The following is a 4,091-nucleotide window of genomic DNA, read 5'->3' on the forward strand; positions in this document are numbered from 1 at the left end:
TCAATCCGCAGATGGCGCTGCCGGCGCTGGTCGACGACGACGGCGCCGCGCTGTTCCAGTCGCTTGCCATCATCGAATATCTCGATGAGACGCATCCCGAGCCGCCGCTGCTGCCGGCCGATGCGCGCGGCCGCGCCCGGGTGCGCGGCATCGCGTTGATGGTCGCCTGCGAGGGCCATCCGCTGCTGACGCCGCGGGTGCGCCGCTATCTCGATCACGAACTGAATTTGCGGGATACCCAGCAGGCGGCGTGGCGCCGGCACTGGACCTCGGAGACGCTGACCGCGCTGGAGGCGCATCTCGCCGGCGACCCCGAAACCGGCCGCTTCTGCCATGGCGATCAGCCTTCGCTTGCCGATATCTGCCTGGTCGGCCATGTCTCGTTCGCGGTCACCCAGCAGATCGATCTTTCGGTTTATCCGACCGTGAAGCGCGTTTATGAGACCGCGATGGCGCTGCCGGCCTTCGCCAAGGCGCATCCGCTGGCGCAGCCTGATACGCCGGAGGCGATGCGGAAGAAGGCGACGTAGGGGCGCAGACAGAATAACGTCTCGATGAAGATCGACGCTTCGGATTACCGATTCAATTTTAAGAGCCAAGTCAATCCGATTGAAAACCGTCATTGCGAGCGTCAGCGAAGCAATCCATCGCGCCGCGCAAAGAAAGAGTGGATTGCTTCGTCGCAAGTGCTCCTCGCAATGACGGCAGACGAGAAGCCGCGATCTCGCGGCGCGATGCGCCCGAGGTTTGCTGAAAATTTCCGCCCTTTTGAAGAGAGGGCGCAGGGAAGGCCGGGTGCTGGCTGGCACCCGCGGTCTCGTGTGCAAGATTGTGCATAAAAATGCGCACACGAGCATACAGGTATCAGCCGGGGCCTCCGGCCTTCCCTGCGCAATGGTTTTACGGCGTATGCCTTGCTCTCCCCGGCGACGAATTCGTCTTGTCACCGTCATCGGCGAATTGACGGTTTTGCAAAGCCCGGTTGGGCCTGCGAAAACCTCCGCCGACTTGACACCAGCAACGGGTGCCAGGACCACACGGTTTTGCCGTACGCTTCAGCGCCGGTCGTCTGCGCGCCGATCATCGCTCACGGACTGATCCGCCCTGCGATCCCGTTGCGCGCCCGACGCTGCCGCGTCCACCGCAACCCGTCCCAACGTTCGTGACGATGGCCAACGCCCCTCTTCTCGGGACGGGATGGCGCGAGTTTGTAGAGATGATTTGCCCGACGAGCAAAGTGGAATATTTTTTCGAAGAGGGCTGGACAGCATTTTTTGATTTGCCCGTCAGGCAATTTTTGCATGGCTCGCGCAAAACTCGCCCTCGTCATTCCGGGGCAGCCCGCAGGGCTGAGCCCGGAATCCATTTCGCCGCTTGCGTATGTGGTTCAATGGATTCCGGGCCCGCGCAAAGGGCGCGTCCTGGAATGACGGAGAGTTTGTAGAGTTCTTCACCCTTTCGGCGGCGCCAGCGGCTGCGCGATTTCCCGAAACGGCGGCAGCGCCTCGCAGGCTGCGGCATGCGCCGCCAGCGCGGGATAGCGCGCGGCATCGAACAGCGCGGGATGCGCCTCGCTCGTAAAACGCAGCGCGCAGGCGACCATGATATCGGCGTGGCCGATATTTTTGCCGAACCAGTACGGCGTCGTGACCGCCGCGCGCTCCTTTTCCAGCATCGCCAGCACACCGGATATCTGCGCCTCGCAGCGCTCGACCCACAGTTTGAGCTGGTCCTTGCGCAGCATCCGCTCGTAGATCAGGCTGACCGCCTTGTCGGCAAGCCCGCTTCCCAGCGCACAGATTTTGAGGGCATGACGGCGCTCCGGCCCTCGCGCGGAAATCATCGCCTTGTCAGGTCCGACCAGCTCATCGAGATAATCCAGGATCGCCGTGCTCTCGATCAGCACCTCGCCGCCATCCAGCACCAGGGTCGGCACCCGCCGCAGCGGATTGAGCGGCGCAAGCTTGTCGGCATCGCCGAAGGTCGACCACGGCCGGTGCTCGAACGGCAAGCCGTACAACCGCAGCGCAATCGCGACGCGGCGGACGAAGGGGGAGTCGTATTGGCCGATCAGGATCATGGGGCACCATCCTTTCAGCTGGATGGGATTTATAGACCGCCTTTGCGCTTGCAGCCATCCTGCATTAGAATTGGAGTGTATCTGTGCTTGGTCAGGATGGCAGAGATGATTGTCCGGTTCTTGCCGATCCTTGTCTTGCTGTCCGCGCTGCTGCCGGATTGTCCTGCGCAGGCGCAGAGAGGAATGCTGGTTCCCGGGTTCCCCTCGCTCGATGTTGTAGGCTTCTATTCCCTCAGCGCGGACCGAGAAGCGTACGCACGTTTCATTCAAAGGCAGATTGCCTTCCACGACCCGGCCAATTTCCCCGACCAGCAGCGGGCCCTGTTTCGCCGTCTGGGTCGGGGAGACTCGCTCAATCCCTTCACCGACGATGATCGAAGGGAATGGGAAGAGAACTTCCGTCATCACATGGATGATGCGGCGGTGTTCGAGGTGCTGGTAAAAAATCCTGACGCGGTGTTCGACGTGGGCGGGTTCCTTCAACCGGACCCCTCTCAACCGGAAGGCCATTGGCAAGTGGCATGGAATGAGAAGTTTCTTTCTCTCGATGGAGAGGCCGTACTTAAACCGGAAAGGGGCAGAAGGCTGCCTGACGCGGAGCAGTTTCGCGTGGTTTTCGTCATCCATTTTTGGAAGCCAAACCTGCCGCTGCGCTCCAGCTATGGCGAGCTTGCGCTCCCACCTGTCCAACCCCTCCCTGAGCGTTTGTGGCGCCTGGCGCCATATGAACTTCCGGATTGAATGGACGTCACGCGTCCACAGCGCGCAGTCATGTCGTCTTACCCCTCCCCCTCATCGCTCGCCAGCAACCCCTTCACCGCCCTTGCCCACCCCGCCAGCTTCCTCTCCCTTGTCGCGGCGCTCATCGCCGGCTTGAACCGATGCTCCAGCCGCCAGTTGTCGGCGAATTTCTTCGGCTCGGGATAGACGCCGGCGGCAAGCCCCGCGAGATAGGCGGCGCCCAGCGCGGTGGTTTCGGGGATCATCGGGCGGTCGACCGGCGCGTCGAGCAGGTCGGCGAGGCGCTGCATCGTCCAGTCCGACGCGGTCATGCCGCCGTCGACGCGGAGCACTGACTTGGCGGCCTTGGCGTCGGGCCAGTCGGCGCGCATCGCGGCCCACAGATCGAACGTCTGGTAGCAGACGCTCTCAAGAGCTGCATGGGCGAGTTCGGCCGGGCCGGTGTTGCGGGTGAGGCCGAACAGCGCGCCGCGCACGCGCGGGTTCCAGTAGGGCGCCCCTAAGCCGACGAAGGCCGGCACCAGATAGACGCTCTGGGTGGGATCGGATTTGTCGGCGAGCGGGCCGGTCTCGGCGGCCTGCCGGATGATGCCGAGCCCGTCGCGCAGCCACTGCACCGCCGAGCCCGCGACGAAGATCGAGCCTTCCAGCGCGTAGGTGCGTTTGCCATTGAGTTGGTAGGCGATCGTCGTCAGCAGCTTGTTGTTCGACTTGACCGGCGTCGCGCCGGTATTGAGCAGGGCAAAGCAGCCGGTGCCGTAGGTCGATTTCATCATGCCGGGCTCGAAGCAGGCCTGGCCGATGGTGGCGGCCTGCTGGTCGCCGGCGATGCCTGAAATCATGATGCTGCCGCCGAGCAATTCAGGCACGCTGTCGCCGAAATCGGCGGAAGAGTCCTTCACCTCCGGCAGCATCGAGCGCGGCACCCGCAGGATTTTCAGGAGCTCGTCGTCCCACGCGCCTTTGTGGATGTTGAACAGCAGCGTGCGCGAGGCGTTGGTGGCGTCGGTGGCATGAACCTTTCCGCCGGTCAGCCGCCACAGCAGATAGCAATCGACGGTGCCGAACAGGAGTTCGCCGCGCATCGCGCGTTCGCGCGCGCCGGGGACGTGATCGAGGATCCAGGCCACCTTGGTGCCGGAGAAATAGGGGTCGATGATCAGGCCGGTTTTGGCCGTGATCGCGGGCTCATGGCCCTCGGCTTTCAGTTTGGCGCAGACGTCGGCGGTGCGGCGGTCCTGCCAGACGATGGCGCGGTGCACGGCCTTTC

General features: G+C 63.4%; 4 protein-coding genes. 2 read left to right on the forward strand and 2 right to left on the reverse strand.

Annotation, left to right across the window (positions count from 1 at the left end):
• The coding region (maiA, locus tag WCE35_RS27005) for a maleylacetoacetate isomerase (protein ID WP_424596364.1) at positions 1 to 530 on the forward strand (530 nt) is incomplete at its 5' end.
• A 920-nt stretch (positions 531 to 1,450) separates the two neighbouring features.
• Here the strand turns inward: maiA and WCE35_RS27010 are convergent.
• Positions 1,451 to 2,080, reverse strand: a complete 630-nt coding sequence (locus tag WCE35_RS27010) for a glutathione S-transferase family protein (protein WP_424596365.1) — start codon at positions 2,078 to 2,080, stop codon at positions 1,451 to 1,453.
• A gap of 105 nt (positions 2,081 to 2,185) precedes the next feature.
• Between WCE35_RS27010 and WCE35_RS27015 the strand changes: the two genes are divergently transcribed.
• Positions 2,186 to 2,821 (forward strand): hypothetical protein, encoded by a 636-nt coding sequence (locus WCE35_RS27015; RefSeq protein WP_424596366.1) that lies wholly within the window; start codon positions 2,186 to 2,188, stop codon positions 2,819 to 2,821.
• Positions 2,822 to 2,859: 38 nt separating this feature from the next.
• On the opposite strand, the gene WCE35_RS27020 is transcribed toward WCE35_RS27015, so the two are convergent.
• A partial coding sequence (locus tag WCE35_RS27020; protein WP_424596367.1) for an FGGY family carbohydrate kinase occupies positions 2,860 to 4,091 on the reverse strand: 1,232 nt, incomplete at its 5' end.

Origin of the sequence: Bradyrhizobium sp. (genome assembly GCF_049691595.1) — a bacterium.
Classification (GTDB): Bacteria; Pseudomonadota; Alphaproteobacteria; order Rhizobiales; family Xanthobacteraceae; genus Bradyrhizobium.

Coding starts and splice junctions, on each gene's coding strand:
- WCE35_RS27010 (WP_424596365.1), bottom strand. CDS start 2,080: ATGATCCTGATCGGCCAATACGACTCCCCCTTCGTCCGCCGCGTCGCG.
- WCE35_RS27015 (WP_424596366.1), top strand. CDS start 2,186: ATGATTGTCCGGTTCTTGCCGATCCTTGTCTTGCTGTCCGCGCTGCTG.